The following is a 15,229-nucleotide window of genomic DNA, read 5'->3' on the forward strand; positions in this document are numbered from 1 at the left end:
AGTCAGAGGAGGTCGATGGTGGTGTCGATCACCCTGAGGAGGCGGTCGGGCACCGACTCGACACGGGCCGTGAGCCGCATGCCGTTGACGGTGTTCAGCAGCATGCTGGCGAGGGCCTTCGCATCACGCCCGGCATCGATCTCCCCGGCGCGCTGGCCCTCCTCGATCAGGGCGCGGAAGGCGCCCTCCATGCGGTCGAACATGCCCTGCACCTGCACCGTCACGGATTCGTCCGTGCGGCCGAACTCCATCGCGGCGTTCAGGCCCAGGCAGCCACGGCGGTCGGGGTCGGCGAGGTCTGTCTGCGCGATGAAATGCAACGCCTTGCGCAGCCGCTCCCTCACGGGCCCGGAGCCCTCGAGCACCTCCGTCACGGCCGAGTTCTGCAGGTCCAGATAGCGCCGCAACGCTCGGTCGAACAGTTCGCGTTTACTCCCGAAAGCGTTGTAGAGGCTGCCCTTGCCGATACCCAGGGCGTCGACCAGGCATTGAGGCGTGGTGGCGCCATAGCCCTGACGCCAGAACACCTGCATCGCCTGCTCGACCGCCGCGTCAGGGTCGAACTGCTTGGGCCTTCCCATGGCACAGACCCTAGCACCATTCTGGACCTACGAGTCAAATACCCGTCCGCGCTCGGCCGGGCATGCGAGCGCCTTGGGGCGGTACTACTGAGCCGAGTCGCCGGACCGGAGCGTGAGGGCTCCGACCCACAGCACGCCCGGGTTGATGCGCTCGGGGTGGAGGCTCGTCATCCCCTACGACGTCACCGGCGACAGCCAGCTTCAGGCTGGGCACCCAGAGCACGGTGGTGTCGTCGCTGTCGCTGTGCCCGACCTCGACGGGGATGAGCGTGTGCCCCTCCAGGCTCAGTCCCTCCTCGCCGAGGACCTGCACGTCGACGGGGGCCGTCGGGATCCGGCCGGGGAACTGCCGTCAGAACATCGTGTTGGCGTTGGCGGAGGCCTCCGGCACGTCCTGCGTGGCGTCCCAGTGCTCGACGATCTTTCCGTCCCGCACCCGGAAGAGGTCGATGACCGCCCGCCCGCGCTCGCCCGGTGCGTCGACGTAGTGGCTCTGGACGGCCACCAGATCGCCCTCGGCGACGACCCGCTTGGGCACCACGCTCAGCTGCGGGAACCGCTCGAAGTACGCGCCAAGGCCGGTCTTCACGCCCACCGCGCCGTCGGGGACGTTCGGGCTGTGCTCGTGGTACTCGGTGCCCAGGTACGTGTCGACGGCGGCCAGGTCCTTGCGGACCAGGAGCTGGTCCACGTAGTCGGTCACGATCTTCTTGTTGTACGCAGTGAACCACCGCTGCCCCGGCGCCCCGACCTGCGGACGACTGAGGGTGGAGAACATGTCGTTGCCGTTGGCCGTGGTCGCCGGCACCTCCTGCAGGATGTCCCAGTGCTCGGCGATCCTTCCGTCCTGGAAGCGGAAGATGTCGAAGACGGAGAGCCCGGGGGTGCCGGGGATCAGGGCGCCGTGGGAGTGCAGAAGCACCAGATCGCCCTCGGAGACGACCCGCTTCTCCTCGTACGTGGCGTCCGGGAACTGCTGCTTCCAGGCGGCACCGAAGGCCTTCATGGCCTCGGGGCCGTCGGGGGCCAGCGGGTTGTGCTGGATGTAGTCCGGCCGTACGTGACGGTCGATGACGGCCGTGTCGCCTCCCTCGAACGCGGCCCTGAGAACCTTGACGGCGATCTGCGCCTTCCCGCTCCCCTCCACGGTCAGCACGATCTTGCCGGTGGTACGGCCGGTCTCGCCGAGGGCGTGGGCCTTGGCGGCCTCGGCGAGCGGGAAGGTGGCCTCGATGTGGGCGCGCAGGGCGCCGGTTTCGACGAGGCCGGCGATGGCCTGCATGCCGGCCTGGTCGGCCTCGACGAGGAGGGACTCGTAGCGGATGCCCCGCTCGGCGATCTCCGCCAGCTCGTCGGGGCCGATGGGCACCGGCAGGATCGAGACGAGGGTGCCACCCGGGCGCAGAACGGCGAGGGAGCGGGCGCGGGCTGCGGTGTCCAACGAGATCGGGTCGAGGACGACGTCGATGTCCTTGACGGCCTCCGCGAAGTCGACGGTGCGGTAGTCGATGACCTCGTCCGCTCCGAGGTCACGCAGGAAGTCGTGCTTGGCGGCGCTGGCAGTGCCGATGACGTACGCGCCACGGGACTTGGCGATCTGGACGGCGAGGTGACCGACTCCGCCGGCCGCCGCGTGGATGAGGACGCGCTGCCCGGGCCGGACGTCGGCGGTGTCGACGAGTGCCTGGTAGGCGGTGAGGGAGGCCAGCGGGAGGGCACCGGCCTGGATGTGGTCGATGCCGGCGGGCTTGTGGGCGAAGGAGCGGGCAGGGGCGGTCACGTACTCCGCGTGAGAGCCGACCCCGTAGGGGTAGGGCAGCATGCCGAAGACCTCGTCACCCGGCTTGAACAGGGTGACGCCCATGCCGACGGCCTCGACCACTCCGGAGACGTCCCAGCCCAGGACGAGCGGCAGGCGGTCGATGGTCCGGGGCTGAGCCCGGTTCCACCAGTCGGTCGGGTTGACGCCGGCCGCGCGGACGGCGACCAGGATCTCGCTCAGGCCCGGCACAGGCCTGGGAAGTTCGACCTCCTTGAGTACCTCGGGGGACCCGTGGGTGTCCTGGCGGATGGCGCGCATGGTGGCGGTGTCGGAATTCGTCATGCGCCCAGCGTCGCCGCCTGCCCCCTTCGACACCATGGCATGAATGCCAACTTTCAACGGGATCACGCCATGGCGCATGCGTGCCAAGTCGCCCGCCGAGCGGGCGCGGTCGCGCACGTTGCCCCGGCGAGTCGGCACCGACGACATCAGAAGCGGTCCCGGTCGGGCCGATCGGCCCGCTCGGTGTGGCCGCAGCGCGGACAACGCCGCGAGGTAGGGGCAGCGTCCGCCTCAAGGCACGGCACCCCGGCCTGGCGGACCTGGCTCGGCCAGGTCCTGTCCGAGCCGGCACAACGGCCAGGAGGAGAGGGTGGCCCGCTGATCGCGACGAACCCGTACTCGCTCACGGATCGCCACCGAGTGCCCCGACGGCGATCGCGCGACCGCTGCTCCCCCGCGCTCGGCTTCGCTCGCGCGGGAGGTGCCCCCCATCGCGACGGACACGATCTCCTGTCCCTGCCCGTCACCGGATGCGCCGTCAGGTCGGTGGTGAAGCAGGCACAGGGCTACCGGCCACCCGGGGACGGGCCCTCGACTCCGGGGCCCGGGAGATCGGCCTCGCCAGAGATCTCGCGCCCCGGCGTGATCTCCCCGGAGGCGAGGCGAAAGCCGGTCTGCTCACCGTCGATGAGATGCGGGTCCGAGAGGCAGACACCGGCGGCTCTCACTTTCACGCGTACCCACCCGGAGGCCGCAACTCCGGGTGGGTACCTCCTTGACCAGAACCGGAGCGCGTCGACGCCCAGTCGTGGCACATACGTCGTTGCGCCTTCCGTCGAACGGATCTCGCAACTGGCGAGCCCGGACCGGTCAGATCTTGGTCTTCTCGCGAACCCACGCGCCGATCTGCGCGATTGCGGCGTCGGCCTCCGGAACGCGGCCGGCGCCGAAGACGTACGAGTGCTGGCCACCGGGGACCACCACGGTCGCCGTGTCGATTCCGGCGTCCTTGACGCGGGCAGCGAACTCCCCGTCCTCGCCGGCGAGGATCTCGTACGTTCCCCAGGAGACGAGAGTGGGGGGCAGACCACTCAGGTCCGCCCGGTTCAAGTTGATCCTGGTGTCCGTGAACGCGATGCCCGTGCCGCCGACCCAGGACTCCCGGAAGAACTCCAGGATCCCCTTGCTGAGTATCTTGTCCGTCTCGGCGTTGGTCTCCATGGTCTCGTTGGAGATTTCGAGGTCGCACCAGGGAGAAATCGACACGATGGCACCGGGCAGAGGCTGCTTCTTGTCGCGGAGGCGAAGCGCCAGCGCGACCGCGAGGAACCCACCGATCGAGTGGCCGACCGTGATGATGTTCCCCGGCGCATACCCTTCGGAGAGCAGCCAGTTGAAGGCCGCCTCCACATCGTCCAGCTGGGCCGGGTACTTGTGTTCCGGCGCCCGCCGGAAGTCCACGACCAGTACGGGGGCTCCAGCGGCCTTGGCGATATGGCCTGCGAGCTTCCGGTCGACGAATGCCGACGACACAACGGAACCGCCGGCATGACCGTGCAGGAGGACATGGTCGGTATTGGATTCGACCGGTTCGCACCAGATCCCCCGAACACCCCCGGCATCCACCTCCCGATAGGTGACGCCTTCCGGCTCCCGGGCCTTGAGATGGACACTCTCCACCCGGGTGCGCGTCGCGTCCAACTCCGACTCGGGAACCCCCAGTCCGGCCATCCAGTCCGCAAATTCGATCGCTTCTGGGCTCAGCTCAACAGCGTCATCAGACACACGGCACCTCCATGGGGCCTTTGTTGGGCACACCCGGCCCGCATGGTCGTTCCCTTCGAGAACGCGTCAGGAGCGAGGACCTCTTGAGGGGTGTGCAGCCGATTCGAACGTCGCACCCGAACGCCAAGTTGATAAAATCAACCCAGTGTTGGCGTTGCAACGATGTGGGCACCGCACAACCGGAGCCGTGCGGCGGTCACGGCCTGGCGGCCGTCAGAACATCGTGTTGTCGTTGGCGGAGGTCTCCGGCACGTCCTGCACGACGTCCCAGTGCTCGGCGATCTTCCCGCCCCGGAAACGGAAGATGTCGATGGCCGCGATCCCGCGGGTGCCAGGGGTCAGGACGACGCTGGAGTGCAGGAGCACCAGGTCACCCTCGGAGATGACCCGCTTGATGTCGTACGTGGCGTCCGGGTACTGCTGTCGCCACGCGGACTCGGGGAAACCGCAGGCATCTTGACGAACGACCCGCATGTGCGGCGGTGTTCGTCATGCGTCCAGCGTGGCTGCCGCCGCCGTTCGATACCATGGCATGAACGCCAACTTCCGACGGGATCGTGCCATGACCCTCGTTCACCGCATCGTCGTTCTGGCCGTCGACGGGGTATACCCCTTCGAACTGGGCATTCCCAGCCGGGTCTTCGGGGCCGCGGACGGCCGCTACGAGGTCCTCACCTGCACCGTCGACGGCCGCCCGGTCCGCACCAACTCCGACTTCTCGATCACCGTCGAGCACGGCCCGGAGGTACTGCGCACCGCCGACACCGTCGTCGTCCCGCCCTTCGTCACCACCGCCGTCACCCGGGAAGTGCCGCGGGCCGTGGTGGAGGCACTCGCGTCCGCGGCTCCCGGCACACGCCTCGTATCGATCTGCACCGGCGCCTTCGTCCTCGCCGCCGCCGGGCTCCTCGACGGCCGGCCGGCCACCACTCACTGGGTGGTCGCGGACCTCTTCCGCGAATGGTTCCCCAAGGTCCAACTGGATCCCGACGTCCTGTTCATCGACGACGGGGACGTGCTGACCTCGGCCGGCGCCGCCTCCGGGCTCGACATCTGCCTGCACATCATCCGCAAGGACCACGGCAGCGAAGTCGCCAACCAGGTGGCCCGCATGTGCATCGTCCCCCCATGGCGCGACGGCGGGCAGGCGCAGTACATCCAACGCCCGGTGCCGGAAACCACGGCCAGCGGAACGGCCACCGCGCGCCAGTGGGCGCTGGAGAACCTCCACGAGCCGATGACCCTGGCGGACCTCGCCAAGCACTCCCACATGAGCCTGCGCACCTTCGCCCGCCGCTTCACCGACGAGGCGGGCATGAGCCCGGGACGCTGGCTGATCCAGCAGCGCGTGGACCGGGCACGACACCTCCTGGAGACCACCGACCTGCCGGTGGACGAGATCGCCGGCCAGGTCGGCTTCGCGGGCGGCACGTCACTACGAGAACACCTGCATGCCGCCATCGGCGTCTCACCGCTGGCCTACCGGCGCACCTTCCGCGGCGCCCCGTCGGCCAACCCACCGGGCACCACCACACACACCGCTCTGCGAACGCAGTGAACGCAGTGATGATCCGGCCCGGCATCGGGGCCGCGCCGCAAACCGGCACCGCGCCTGAGTCGCTGCGGCAGTAGGCAGCGACTCAGGCACACCGGGCACCGAACTCGCTGCGGGCGGGCACCTCTCTTGCGGCCGTCGCCCCCTCCCATTTAGCATTATGATCGTAAGTTAATGAGTTCGGGAGCCGGGCAGAACACGGACGGCGGGCCGGCCACGACGGCCTGCCGCCTCGCTCGCGACCTCGGCCGCGTTCGCCCTTGCGACGTTCCTCGACCTCGATGTGGCCCTGGACGAGTAAGGCGGAGGTCCCTGCGAATCATGTCGAGCCATGACACACCCAAACCCGTCCGTGCGGACGCGGCACGCAACCGCACCCGTCTGCTCGACGCCGCGCGCATCGCGTTCGCGTCGGAGGCACCGGTGTCCCTGAAGCGGATCGCGCGGGACACGGGTGTGGGGATCGCCACGCTCTACCGGCACTTCCCCACGCGGGAAGCGCTGGTCGAAGCGATCTACCAGCATGAGCTGACCCAGCTGTGTGCCGACGCCGAGGACCTGCTCGGCGGCGCGGAGGATCCGGCCCACGCACTGCGCAGTTGGATGGACCGCTTCGCTGACTACGCGAGTACGAAACGAGAGACGGCAGACGCGCTACGCGCAGTTCTCGCGTCCGACATCGTGACCGCGTCACAGGCACGCGAGCAGCTCTGCGCCGCGGTGCAAGCCCTTCTTGACGCCGGAACAGTCACCGGGACGCTGCGCGGTGATGTCCACGCCGACGACATCGTCGTCACCCTCGTCGGTATGTTCACGACGACGTCACTGGCAGGCGGGCGCGACCAGTTGGGCCGCATGCTCGACCTGCTGATGGACGCCGTCCGACGCCCGGCCCCATGACGTACGGAGGCAGGGCCCCTTGGCAGCTCGAGCTGGTGAAACCGGTCCGAATGCCAGGGGATCCTGTTGCCCCGCTACATGTTGATCATGTGGCCGGCGAGGCCGTGCACGGCTTCCTTCACGGCCTCGCCCAGCGTCGGGTGGGCGTGGACGTTGCGGGCGACCTCGTGGACGGTGAGGTCCCACTGCTGGGCCAGGGTCAGCTCGGGGAGGAGTTCGGTGACGTCCGGGCCGATGAGATGGGCTCCGAGGAGCTCGCCGTACTTGGCGTCGCTGATCAGCTTCACGAAGCCGGTCGCGTCGCCCAGACCGTGGGCCTTGGCGTTCGCGGTGAACGGGAACTTGGCGACCTGGACGTCGAAACCCTTCTCCCTCGCCTGGGCCTCGGTGTAGCCGAAGCTGGCGATCTGCGGCTGGCAGAACGTGGACCGCGGGATCATCACGTAGTCCAGCTCCATGGTTTCCGCGTCCGCGATCGTCTCGGCGGCGACCACGCCCATCGCCTCGGCGGCGTGCGCGAGCATCAGCTTCGCGGTGACGTCGCCGATGGCGTAGATGTGCGGGACGGAGGTGCGGCAGCGGCCGTCGACGTCGATCGCGCCGCGCTCGGTGACGCGCACGCCGGTGTTCTCCAGGCCGTAGCCGGCGACGTTCGGGGCGAAGCCGATCGCCTGCAGGACCTTGTCGGCCTCTAGGATCTGCTGGGTGCCGTCCTTGCCGGTGACCGTGACGCGGACCTGCGGGCCGGACTCGTCGATCGACTCGACGCGGGTCGAGGTGAGAACGTCGATGCCCAACTTCCGGTATTGCTTGGCAAGTTCGGCGGAGACCTCGGCGTCCTCCAGCGGGGCGATCCGGTCCAGGAACTCGACGACGGTGACCTTCACGCCGTAGTTGTGCAGCACGTAGGCGAACTCGACGCCGATGGCCCCGGCGCCGGCGATCACGATGGACTGCGGCAGGTCCTCGGCGAGGATCTGCTCCTCGAACGTCACCACGCGCGACGTACGGCGGGTGCCGGGCAGCAGCTTGGGGCTCGCCCCGGCGGCGATGATGCAGTGATCGAAGCCGATGGTGCGGGTGTTGCCCTCGTAGTCGGCCACCTGGAGGGTGTGCGGGTCGAGGAACGTGCCGCGGCCGCTGATCTCCGTGATCTTGTTCTTCTTCATCAGGTAGTGGACGCCCTTGACCCGGCCGTCGGCGACCTTCCGGCTACGACGGAAGGCCTCCCCGTAGTCGAAGGAGACCTCACCGTCCACCTTGATGCCGAAGGTCTTCGCCTCGCGCGTGAAGAGGTGCGCGAGCTCGGCATTGCGCAGCAGGGCCTTGGTGGGGATACAGCCCACGTTCAGACAGACGCCGCCCCAGTACTTCTCCTCGACGACCGCGACGCGCTTGCCCAGTTGGGCGGCCCGGATGGCGGCCACATATCCGCCGGGACCCGCGCCGAGTACGACGACGTCGAAGCGCTCACCCTGCTCGTCCATGGACGGTTCCTTTCCGCTGGGGCGGCCAGCTCCTCTGGGGGGCCGACCCTCTCCCGATCGAACAACCTGTTCATCAACTCGACAGCGGCGCATCCGCCACCGCCCGCCACAGGGGCGCCGGTGGCGGACGAGGGAGGCGACCCTATGGTTCGCCACCTCGCCGGCGGTTCCCCGGACGTCCGCTTCAGCGCCTTGGCTCCGTGATCTATGCCCGCGCGGCCATCATCGACGGCGGGCCGACGCCCCGTCGACTTCGTGTACTCCGGCCTCGGCGGCGCCGAGCCTGAGGGTCTCGAGGCCGAAGGCGGCAACCGGGCCGTGCGCACCGGGCTTGAGGACGGCATCCGGCTGTGCCGCGCGGGCGGCGCCCCACGCCAGGAGGGATCCCGTCATCTCGTACGGATCGGGTCCGTTGAGGGCTGTCGTGGCCAGGGGCCGACCGTGGCCGTCGCGGGCGACTGCGATCACCAGGGAACGGCCATCGGGGTCCGGCTCACGCTGTGATCCCGGGAGCCGCTCGGACCACCGTGCCAGAGCGGCCCGCACCTTCGCCGAGCGCAGCAGGGGTACCTGGATCGTGGCGGCGATCTGCACCGGGCGCGTCCACCGTCCGAGCCACCCCAGGCCCACCTCGACGCTCTCCAACTGGGGGAAGACCTCCGGCAGTCCGAGATGCTCCGTGCCCGGGACGGTCATGGCCGCACGTTTCACACCGCTGTAGTGGAAGGTACGCACCCGCTTGCCGGCGCGCTCGTCGACCATCCGGGCGGCAGCCCAGGGGCGCGGTCTGCGGTACGCGAACCCGTCCTCAGCCGCCGCACCGACCAGCGTCTGACGTGTGCCTCCCGTGGTCAGGGTGAACGCGTCGCGCAGGGTGCTGCGGTAGAGCAGCTCGGCCCCGTGTCCGGAACGGGTGATGAAGTAGCCGGTCTCCACGTGGCGTGCCCGCTCACCCGCCCGCGTCAGGGCGAGCGCGCCGGCCAGGTTGCCCGGCACGTAGTCGTAGCCGAACGCGGGCACGAGGGTCGCTCCCCGGACGGCCGCGACGGCGTCCAGCTCGAAGAGGACGCGGCGGGCGAAGGTCCCCTCCCCCGTCGAGTCGAAGTAGTGCGCCCCCGCCCGCGCGGCAGCCGTGACCGTGGCCATACCGAGCCGCATGAACGGCCCGACCGTGGAGACGACGACATCGCCGGGCTCCACGAGGCGCGCGAGGTCGGCCGCCGAGGTGACGTCGACCTCGGCCACCGGCAGCTCCGCCTCGTAGCGGTCGGCCAGGGTCAGCATCCTGGTCCGGCTCCGCCCGGCCAAGGTCGGCTTCTCACCTCGTGCGAGCAGTTCCCGGAGCACACGCTGCCCGGTGTACCCCGTCGCACCCAGCAACACGATCCTGCGCTTCTCCACGGCTCCGCCTGCCTTCCGGAGAGCATTGTCACGACGACCTTCGACTGACCGTGAGTCATTCACTGACCTCAGGTCATCGAATATACGATGGTGTACATGCGAGGGCCAAACCGACGACAGATGTATGCGGAGCAGACCCGGGCGGACCTGGTGGCGGCCGCGCGGAAACTGTTCGTCAACAACGGGTTCGCGGACACGTCGGTCGAGGCCATCACCGGGGCGGCGCTGGTGAGCAAGGGCACCTTCTACCACCACTTCCCGGACAAGAAGGCGATGTTCGCCGAGCTCTACACGGAGCTGATTCAGCAGGTCGGTGTCCTGGGAGACGCGACGGCCGAGGCGATCCGTGCGACACCGGACCAACCCGCTATGACCGCGGTGGCCAACCTCACGCACGCCTTCCTGCGGCGGACCATCGACGACCCCCTGCACCGGGAGCTGATGGCCCAGGCACCCTCGGTCCTGGCAGGGCAGTACCGGCACATCAACGACACCGTCGCCCAGCCGCCGATCGAACGGCTGCTGACCGTTCTGGCCGAACGCGGTGACCTGCAACCGGACGTTCCCGTCGCCACTGTCGCCCGGTTGCTGTTGGCCGGCCTGTGTGAGGGCAACCAGATCATCGCCGCCGCGGCGGACCGGGAGGCCGCCCTGAACAGGACGTTCCGTGCGATCACCCTGCTGATGTCGGGCCTGGCGGCCGACGGCATCAGCGCCCGCGGTTGACCTGCACCGGGGCCTGATGGACGGCGTCGGCGTATGGCTACCCGCCTCGGCCGCCATGGCCTGTCGCTACCGTCCCGCCTCGTCCTCGATGTCGCGGACCAGGTCGATGGCCCGGCCCAGGGTGGCGAGCCGGGCGTCGAGGGTCTCGCCGGCGGGATAGAAACGAACGGTGTCGACACCGGCGTCGCGCCACACACGCAGCCGGGCGCGCACCATGCCCTCGGTTCCGATCAGTGTGGTCGCCAGGACCATCTCGTCGGTGACCAGGCCGGCAGCGCCGTCCCGGTCCCCGGCCTGCCAACGCGTCCGGACCTCGGCCGCCACCTCGGCCCAACCCTGGCGGCTGTAGGCGTTGTTGTAGAAGTTCGTGGTCGCGGAGCCCATGCCGCCGAGGCTGAAGGCCAGTTCCTTCTTGCGTCCGGCCACCATCGCGCGCAGCGCGTACTCGTCGTCCGCGAAGGCGACCTCGGCGCCCTGGCAGATGTCCAGGTCCGAGCGGGTGCGACCGGCGGCGGTCAACCCCTGGTCAAGGTGGTCGAAGTACGCCTCCTTGGCGCCTTCGGGTACGAAGCTGGTGCCCAGCCAGCCGTCGGCGATCTCACCCGTCAGATGCAGCATCTTCGGCGAGAGGGTGGCCAGGTAGACGGGGATGTCGTACTCGGCGCGCATCGACAGACGCATGGGCTTCGTCTCGCCGGGCAGCGGGATCCGGAATCGGCAGTCCTGGATGCTGCACGCGAGCGGCCTGGCCGTGCCACGGTCGCCCCGAGTCCGCCTCCGGCTCAGCGCCTTCGGGCCCCCGAGGCTCCGCGCTGGCCGTGGGAGAAGTCCGACGGCACCACCCAACGAATCACTCAGCGCACTCTTGCCAACCCTCGACGCAGCCACATAAGATTACGAACATAATTTAATAGGCTTACGGTTCACCCCCCGGAACGCCGAGGAGTTCGCCACTCAGGCAACTTCCTCACCGGCTCACGACACTCGAGCGCAGCCCGACACTCGCCTGGCGGTCTGCGCAGGGCGACGGCGCATCACGGTACGGCGATCGCACCGACGGTCCGGGAGCGCGTCGACCCGCCATCCGACCGCGCGCGCCGCAAGGAGTTCTGCGGCCACGGCTCTTGTCGTGCCAGTTGTTCACAAAATTGATCAGAGAGAGAATAATATGACCAGCAAATTGACTCTGAGTGTCTTCACCGCGCCGTCCCGCCCCGTGAATGGACCCCCCGCCATACCTGCGCCGCAGGGAGGCTGGACCTGGCCGCCGACGGCAGCGACTTTGATTGCCGGCGAACGTGAAGCCATTCTTGTCGATACGGTTCCGACGGTGGAAGACTCACGGAAACTGGCAGACTGGATCGAAGCCAGCGGCAAGGAACTGACCACCATCTACATCACCCATGGTCACATCGACCATTACCTCGGCTCGTCGACTCTTGTCGACCGGTTCCCTCGAGCCCGACTGGTGGCCACAGAAGCCGTTGCACGTGACATCAAGACAGAAGCTGAATCCGGCAACGATCGAGACTTCTATGGCCAGATGTTCGTCGACGAACTCTGCTCGACGGTAATTGAGCCGGAGGTTCTCGCAGACCATCGCCTCGAACTGGAAGGTCACGATGTAATCGCCGTGGCGACCGGACAGTCCGATGTCAAGGATTCCTCGTACATACATGTTCCAGATCTCTCCGCTGTAATCGTCGGCGATATCGCATACAACGACGTACACCCCACCCTCATCGGCAGTGACCACGAGTCGCGACTGGCGTGGATCCAGACGTTGTCACAGATCCAGGACCTGAAGCCAAGCATTGTCGTCGCCGCTCACCGGCGCTCGGACGCCACGAACAATGCTGAAGTTCTCGCCGACACAATCGCCTACCTTCAGAAAGTGGACCGCTTCTTGCCGGGGAACCGACTGCAGTGCAGTTCATTGAGCAGATGATCGAGGCCTATCCCACCCGGCTCAATATCAGCACCCTGCTCTACGGGGCGGCACTCCTCGGACTGAAGATGCCGTAGCCGGCACGGTCGAACAGAAACTTCCCTGGGTGGTGGCTCCCAGACACCGCTTCACCAATGTCAGCTGTATCCACCGTAAGGGCTGACTCGCATTTCAGGAGGCAGTCATGGCAGGTTTGCATTCCTTGGGCAACAGGTTCCGATTTTTGAGGCCCGCCACCTTCGGTGCACATCCGAGCGGAAATCGACTGGAGAGAATCCAGCGATCGCCAAACTTCAAGAACGGGTCATTCCGTAATCTCTTGGAGACGCACACACGTCCCTCCGGACCTATCCGCGAGCTCGCAAAGAGCGCCTTCAGCAAAGAAGAACGAGTACTTCGCGCCCCCGCCAGTCAGGTCCCAATGCACCCCAAGACCCTCGCGGACATCGCCAAGCCACCGGCTTCGGGGCTCCGCCTGACCTGGATGGGGCACGCCAGCGTACTCGCGGAGATCGACGGGCATCGCGTGCTCTTCGACCCCGTCTGGGGCGAGCGCTGCTCGCCTTTCGCGATCTCGGGCCCCAAGCGGCTGCACCCGGTGCCCCTGCCGCTCGCCGCACTCGGCGCGGTCGACGTGGTGATCATCTCGCACGACCACTACGACCACCTCGACCTGCCCACCATCCGAGCACTGGTCGGTACGGACACGACGTTCGCGGTGCCGCTGGGCGTCGGCGCCCACCTGGAGCACTGGGGGGTCTCGGCAGATCGCATTCGCGAGCTGGACTGGCACGAATCGACGCAGGTCGGCGGCCTGACCCTCACCGCGACACCCGCCCGCCACTACTGCGGCCGCGGCCTGCGCCTCGCGCGGCACACGCTGTGGGCCTCCTGGGTCGTGGCCAGCGACGAACACAGGATCTACCACAGTGGGGACACGGGCTACTTCGAAGGCTTCAAGGACATCGGTGCCGAGCACGGTCCGTTCGATGCCACGATGATCCAGATGGGCGCCTACAGCGATTTCTGGCCCGACATTCACATGACGCCCGAGGAGGGCACGCGGGCCCACCTGGATCTGCACGGCGGACTGCCGGGAGGCGTCATGCTGCCGATCCACTGGGCAACCTTCAACCTGGCCCAGCACCCCTGGGCGGACCCTGGCGAACGCGCACTTGTCGCCGCCCATTCGGCCGCCGTGAAGCTCGCGCTACCCCTTCCAGGCGAGCCCTTCGAACCCACGGCCGGGATCATCCCATCGCAACCTTGGTGGCGTGACGCGGCCGTCACGCCAGCAGGCGGTTGGGCCCAGCTCAACGCACAAGCCTCAGGCAGAACGGACGACGTAGCGGGTGGATTCGAGGATCCGGAGACCGTTCCCGTCTTGTGATAGAGCTCGTCGGCGTGCAGCTGCCAGAAGGTCGTGTCCCTTGTCGTGGTGTAGCCGATCATCCGGCGGTCGTGTTGGTGGTGTTGGGTAGCGCGGGGGCGCTTTCGGGGCGCTCGGCGGGGTAGAGCTGGTCCATGCTTCCCTCGGGCAGGTAGCGCCGGGGGAAAGCGATCCACTCGTCGTGCAGTTCGAAGAGCACGGCGGTGACGAGTCGCAGGAGTGCGTCGTCGTTGGGGAAGACCTGGACGACGTCGGTGCGGCGCTTGACCTCGCGGTTGATCCGCTCCAGCGGGTTCGTGGACTGGATCTTCTTCCAATGTCGCTCGGGGAAGGCGGCGAAGGCGGTCAGGTCGTCCTTCGCCTCCAGCAGCATGTCTTTGACCTTGGGGAACTGCTTTCCGAGCATGTCGGCGACGGTGCCGAGCTGGGTGCGGACCGCATCCGCGGTGGGCTGGGCGAAGATCGTGCGGATCGTGGCGGCAGCCATCTCGGCCGCTTCCTTGTTGATCACGCTGATGACGAGCCGGACCCCGGTCAGACCGCGTTCGCGCAGGTGACGCAGGAACTCGGTCCAGAACACCTCGGTCTCGCTGTCGCCGGCCATCACACCCAGTACCTCCCGGCCGCCGTCCTCGGTGATCCCGGTGGCGATCACCACGGCGCGGGACACGATCTGGTGCTCGACCCGCGCCTTGCAGTAGGTCGCGTCCAGGTAGACGTAGGGGAAGCGGACGTGGTCCAGGGGCCGGGCACGGAACACGGTCAGCCGGCCGTCCAGGTCCTGGCAGATCCGCGAGACCTCGCTCTTGGAGATCCCGGTGTCCGCGCCGAGGGCCTTGACCAGGTCGTCGACCGACCGCGTGGACACGCCGTGGACGTAGGCCTCCATGATGACCGCATACAGGGCCTGGTCGATGCGGCGGCGCCGCTCCAGCAGGGCGGGGAAGAAGCTCCCGACCGGAGCTTGGGGATCGCGAGGTCCAGGTCGCCGGCCTGAGTGCTGAGCGTCTTGTCGCGGTGGCCGTTACGAAGCGCGGTGCGCAGGTCGGTGTGCTCGTTCCACTCCGCGCCGATCCGGACCGTGGCCTCGGCCTCGATCAGCTCCTGGAGCATCCGCTCGGCCACATTGCGGACGAGTTCGAGCCCGTCCGCCGACGTAGTGACTCAAGCAGCCGGAGTAAGTCATGCTGAGACAGGGCCATCCTGCACCTCCCGCGTTGAACTGCCCGTTCACTACGGAGAGTTGCACGATGGCCCACCTTGCGGGCAGGGAGCGAAAACCCATCGGCATACGCCCCCGGCGCACTCCCCAACCTTGATCGGCTACACCACGTCAAGGGACGCCATCTGCCAGAAAGGATGCCGCTCCGGGCGGAAGGGCTGAACCACCTGCTGTGCGAAGCAAATTGACG

12 protein-coding genes and 3 pseudogenes are annotated in these 15,229 nt (G+C 67.9%); 5 read left to right on the forward strand and 10 right to left on the reverse strand.

What is annotated here, in order from left to right; all coding sequences use genetic code 11:
* Positions 1–2: 2 nt before the first annotated feature.
* The 6 genes and pseudogenes from ACFPIH_RS51320 to ACFPIH_RS51345 form a co-directional block, all read right to left on the reverse strand.
* Positions 3–581 (reverse strand): TetR/AcrR family transcriptional regulator, encoded by a 579-nt coding sequence (locus tag ACFPIH_RS51320; RefSeq protein WP_381186822.1) that lies wholly within the window; start codon positions 579–581, stop codon positions 3–5.
* A 352-nt stretch (positions 582–933) separates the two neighbouring features.
* Positions 934–1,737, reverse strand: coding sequence for a nuclear transport factor 2 family protein (locus ACFPIH_RS51325; protein WP_381186922.1), 804 nt, complete (start codon positions 1,735–1,737; stop codon positions 934–936).
* A pseudogene (locus tag ACFPIH_RS51330) lies at positions 1,723–2,661 on the reverse strand (NADP-dependent oxidoreductase); the annotation flags it as partial. The gene ACFPIH_RS51325 and the pseudogene ACFPIH_RS51330, both read right to left, overlap by 15 nt.
* Positions 2,662–3,191: 530 nt before the next feature.
* A complete protein-coding gene (locus tag ACFPIH_RS51335; RefSeq protein WP_381186825.1) occupies positions 3,192–3,596 on the reverse strand; it encodes an alcohol dehydrogenase catalytic domain-containing protein in 405 nt (134 codons plus the stop codon).
* Entirely contained in the window at positions 3,496–4,410 is a 915-nt protein-coding gene (locus tag ACFPIH_RS51340) for an alpha/beta hydrolase (protein ID WP_381186828.1), read from the reverse strand. The genes ACFPIH_RS51335 and ACFPIH_RS51340 overlap by 101 nt, the downstream gene beginning before the upstream one ends.
* 213 nt (positions 4,411–4,623) lie before the next feature.
* Positions 4,624–4,884, reverse strand: coding sequence for a nuclear transport factor 2 family protein (locus ACFPIH_RS51345; RefSeq protein ID WP_381186831.1), 261 nt, complete (start codon positions 4,882–4,884; stop codon positions 4,624–4,626).
* Positions 4,885–4,972: 88 nt separating this feature from the next.
* Here ACFPIH_RS51345 and ACFPIH_RS51350 point away from each other — a divergent pair, with 88 nt between their 5' ends.
* Both ACFPIH_RS51350 and ACFPIH_RS51355 read left to right on the forward strand, forming a co-directional pair.
* Complete coding sequence (locus ACFPIH_RS51350; protein WP_381186834.1) at positions 4,973–5,968, forward strand: GlxA family transcriptional regulator; 996 nt, start codon at positions 4,973–4,975, stop codon at positions 5,966–5,968.
* 318 nt (positions 5,969–6,286) lie between these two features.
* Complete coding sequence (locus tag ACFPIH_RS51355; protein WP_381186838.1) at positions 6,287–6,865, forward strand: TetR/AcrR family transcriptional regulator; 579 nt, start codon at positions 6,287–6,289, stop codon at positions 6,863–6,865.
* A gap of 74 nt (positions 6,866–6,939) precedes the next feature.
* Here the strand turns inward: ACFPIH_RS51355 and lpdA are convergent, their stop codons facing one another.
* Positions 6,940–8,352: a dihydrolipoyl dehydrogenase gene (gene lpdA / locus ACFPIH_RS51360; RefSeq protein ID WP_381186841.1), complete on the reverse strand. Its 1,413-nt coding sequence runs from the start codon at positions 8,350–8,352 to the stop codon at positions 6,940–6,942.
* A gap of 222 nt (positions 8,353–8,574) precedes the next feature.
* The gene (locus ACFPIH_RS51365) at positions 8,575–9,753 is read right to left on the reverse strand and encodes a saccharopine dehydrogenase NADP-binding domain-containing protein (RefSeq protein ID WP_381186844.1); all 1,179 of its coding nucleotides are present in this window, start codon (positions 9,751–9,753) and stop codon (positions 8,575–8,577) included.
* 96 nt (positions 9,754–9,849) lie between these two features.
* On the opposite strand from ACFPIH_RS51365, the gene ACFPIH_RS51370 reads away from it, so the two are divergent.
* On the forward strand, positions 9,850–10,479 hold the full coding sequence (locus ACFPIH_RS51370; RefSeq protein WP_381186847.1) for a TetR/AcrR family transcriptional regulator: 630 nt from the start codon (positions 9,850–9,852) through the stop codon (positions 10,477–10,479).
* A gap of 66 nt (positions 10,480–10,545) precedes the next feature.
* Here the strand turns inward: ACFPIH_RS51370 and ACFPIH_RS51375 are convergent.
* Positions 10,546–11,193 (reverse strand): annotated as a pseudogene (locus ACFPIH_RS51375) (LLM class flavin-dependent oxidoreductase); the annotation flags it as partial.
* 454 nt (positions 11,194–11,647) lie between these two features.
* On the opposite strand from ACFPIH_RS51375, the gene ACFPIH_RS51380 reads away from it, so the two are divergent.
* Both ACFPIH_RS51380 and ACFPIH_RS51385 read left to right on the forward strand, forming a co-directional pair.
* On the forward strand, positions 11,648–12,427 hold the full coding sequence (locus tag ACFPIH_RS51380; RefSeq protein ID WP_381186850.1) for an MBL fold metallo-hydrolase: 780 nt from the start codon (positions 11,648–11,650) through the stop codon (positions 12,425–12,427).
* Between the two features lie 184 nt (positions 12,428–12,611).
* Positions 12,612–13,817 carry an MBL fold metallo-hydrolase gene (locus ACFPIH_RS51385; RefSeq protein ID WP_381186852.1) on the forward strand — a complete coding sequence of 402 codons (1,206 nt, stop codon included), beginning with the start codon at positions 12,612–12,614 and terminating at the stop codon, positions 13,815–13,817.
* Positions 13,818–13,875: 58 nt separating this feature from the next.
* Here the strand turns inward: ACFPIH_RS51385 and ACFPIH_RS51390 are convergent.
* Positions 13,876–14,930: pseudogene (locus ACFPIH_RS51390) on the reverse strand (IS256 family transposase).
* Between the last annotated feature and the right edge of the window lie 299 nt (positions 14,931–15,229).

This window comes from Streptomyces vulcanius, from assembly GCF_042653945.1.
Taxonomy (GTDB): Bacteria; Actinomycetota; Actinomycetes; order Streptomycetales; family Streptomycetaceae; genus Streptomyces; species Streptomyces mangrovi.

Bases quoted from the DNA above. Each gene is read 5' to 3' on its own strand.
- ACFPIH_RS51320 (WP_381186822.1), bottom strand. From the start codon at position 581: ATGGGAAGGCCCAAGCAGTTCGACCCTGACGCGGCGGTCGAGCAGGCG.
- ACFPIH_RS51345 (WP_381186831.1), bottom strand. From the start codon at position 4,884: ATGCGGGTCGTTCGTCAAGATGCCTGCGGTTTCCCCGAGTCCGCGTGG.
- ACFPIH_RS51350 (WP_381186834.1), top strand. From the start codon at position 4,973: ATGACCCTCGTTCACCGCATCGTCGTTCTGGCCGTCGACGGGGTATAC.
- ACFPIH_RS51355 (WP_381186838.1), top strand. From the start codon at position 6,287: ATGTCGAGCCATGACACACCCAAACCCGTCCGTGCGGACGCGGCACGC.
- lpdA (WP_381186841.1), bottom strand. From the start codon at position 8,352: ATGGACGAGCAGGGTGAGCGCTTCGACGTCGTCGTACTCGGCGCGGGT.
- ACFPIH_RS51370 (WP_381186847.1), top strand. From the start codon at position 9,850: ATGCGAGGGCCAAACCGACGACAGATGTATGCGGAGCAGACCCGGGCG.
- ACFPIH_RS51380 (WP_381186850.1), top strand. From the start codon at position 11,648: ATGACCAGCAAATTGACTCTGAGTGTCTTCACCGCGCCGTCCCGCCCC.
- ACFPIH_RS51385 (WP_381186852.1), top strand. From the start codon at position 12,612: ATGGCAGGTTTGCATTCCTTGGGCAACAGGTTCCGATTTTTGAGGCCC.